Annotated in this window: 3 protein-coding genes; all 3 read right to left on the bottom strand. The window is 34.5% G+C overall.

Going from position 1 to position 2336, the window contains the following annotated elements; translation table 11 throughout:
• Positions 1-21 precede the first annotated feature (21 nt).
• Entirely contained in the window at positions 22-255 is a 234-nt protein-coding gene (locus tag CXF85_RS00030) for a hypothetical protein (RefSeq protein WP_157828987.1), read from the bottom strand.
• 240 nt (positions 256-495) lie between these two features.
• Complete coding sequence (locus CXF85_RS00025; protein ID WP_101226505.1) at positions 496-1080, bottom strand: hypothetical protein; 585 nt, start codon at positions 1078-1080, stop codon at positions 496-498.
• Positions 1080-2003, bottom strand: coding sequence for a hypothetical protein (locus CXF85_RS00020; protein WP_101226504.1), 924 nt, complete (start codon positions 2001-2003; stop codon positions 1080-1082). Before CXF85_RS00020 ends, CXF85_RS00025 begins: the two co-directional genes overlap by 1 nt.
• Positions 2004-2336: the final 333 nt, after the last annotated feature.

Genomic DNA, 2336 nt, shown 5'->3' with positions numbered 1-2336 from the left:
AACGTGAATATGAGAAAGTTATTATGGGTGGCCTGATAAGTTACCTTTACATGAAAACATAACTTCACCCAGTTCGAATAACTGATTTTCATCATATTCAACAAGACTGATACGAGCTGAGTGATTGACTAAATCTTTGGCATAAGAATTACTTAACGCATGTGTAAACGTTTTGTCCGTCAAATTCTTAATTGCTACCTGAAAGCTAACAACACGAGTAGTATTGCTTATTGTCTGTAAGCTGTGGTTCATCACCCAAAATTCGAAGTTATTTATCGTGGTGAGTTTTTTTGCTCCCGTAGGGCTGTTCTTTAAGCCTTTTAGTTTTACATCAAAAAACTGAGCTTGATCTTTTATTTCTGTAAAACCTGATACGCTAATACTACATTTTAATGGTATTGTTGAGGCTTTAGTATTTCCAATAAATTAAAGATGATAATTATTGTTATCAGTACTTTGTACATTCCAAAACCTTAGTTGTTAATAGTGACCAAACTATAATAAGTCAAAACGCTCGTTATAAGCTAAGAACAGCTGTTCTTGTTTGGTGGTAACCATATCAACAGTAGGTGTTATCCCTTGTAAATATTGCTCTTCAAACCAATCCAATAACGCTATACGTATCTGATACCCTTCCTCTATACAAAGATATGGATTATTAACCATAATTTTTGCTGCCCCTAGGCTAGCGCCTGAATAAAATGAACACTCACTGTATCCTTGTTCATCTAGCCAGCTCATGATTTGCCAGTTATAAATCAGTAAACTAATAACAAAGATGGGAAAACTCAAAATTATAAAAAACATTCCTCTTTTCGTGTTATGAGCCGTAAAGCTGGGAAGAATTTGGCATGTAATCCCCCATATCAGCACACCTAATGCTGGCATCATTAGCACAAGAGGAATGACTAAAACCCTTACTTTTAACAACACTGAATCTTCATATACGCGATTAAGCATGCCAACTTCATCATAAAGTGTATAAAAATATCCAACGATACAAAGTGTTAATAGAGAAATATAAAACACACCTTGTTTGATTGTAATTACTCTATTTATTTGGGTATTAATATTTGTCACTAAAATCTGCTTCCAAAATATGGGATACCAAATAAACGATACATAAAACCAACAGGATCTGCATCGTAACTTCTTTCAATACGTTTCGTTTCATATTTAATTTTAAGCAACTTCTCTTTTACCCCTTGCTCTACTTCTCGTAAGCCATCAGAAACACGTTTTGCTAGTGCATCAGAATCCATAAGAACAGAGGTCAGCACTGTTAAGACTGTCCCTACAATCACCACTGCCATTATTGGCCCTACAGCTACCATTGCTGCGGCACCTCCAACATAAGTTGCAACAGCCCCCCAAGCAATACCTGAAGCAACCGCTGCAACTCCTATATCAACCGTCAACCCTCCGACAAAATCATGCCAAGTGGCTTTGTCGTTTAATAGTTGTTCAAATGAATGAAAAGTTGCTGAAATAATCACGGTCATTATAAAACCTCCTTTAATAGTGCTCGCAACACCTAATTTACCAATACCAAATGATACAACCTTTGGATTACTTGCTAAATACTTTGTACCTTTAAGTTGTGTACGTAAACCAGCATAACCTTTAAAAATAACATTAGGTTTACCGTTGTACATTTTAATTTGATATTTAGAGAAGGTATTTCCACCACGCTTCATTTCTAATGCAACAGCACCTAAAAGTACCATATCCTTACCTAATGGTATTAAACTAGAACCTGTTTTAACAGCTGACTTATATTGTTCCCATTCTTTAGAGATTATTTGTTTTTTTGTCAGTATAGTATCAACCCATGCAATAGTTTCCGTTTGGCTTTTTCCATTAATCTTCTGAACATTAAACATAAACCCCATAAATTCATTAGAATTCATTTGAACAAAAGTATGCTGATTATTTTTAAGTACAGATTGAATTTGTAGTTGACGTTGCTGCTGAGAGGTAGTGCGATTAGTATATGTTGACATAATCATTCCTTTGATTAGCTTTAAATAAATATATTACATTTATATTAAGATAATCAAAAGATTGACGCAACATTTAATGTTTATCACTACTGTTTCAACTATTTACTCTTATTTATTTCAGCTGCATGGGCTTAGCGGCATCAATATTAACTATGCTACCCATGATAAGTTCAGGCAATAACGGCACACTGATACTTGTATTATTTGTTGAATTCTCATCGAATAAAAAGGTATTTTTCGAATCCTCCCCTATCTACTAAAAATACTTACTATGCCAGCCATGAATACTCATGGAATTATTCACAAGTTAATATGGGTGGCCTGATAAGTGTG

It is taken from the genome of Colwellia sp. 75C3, assembly GCF_002836255.1.
Classification (GTDB): Bacteria; Pseudomonadota; Gammaproteobacteria; order Enterobacterales; family Alteromonadaceae; genus Colwellia.
The sequence above is the reverse complement of the archived record's forward strand: the minus strand, read 5'-3'. Positions and strand labels throughout refer to the sequence as shown.

What these genes read in the sequence shown, in the direction of transcription:
- CXF85_RS00020 (WP_101226504.1), bottom strand. Translation starts at nt 2,003, where the DNA reads ATGTCAACATATACTAATCGCACTACCTCTCAGCAGCAACGTCAACTA.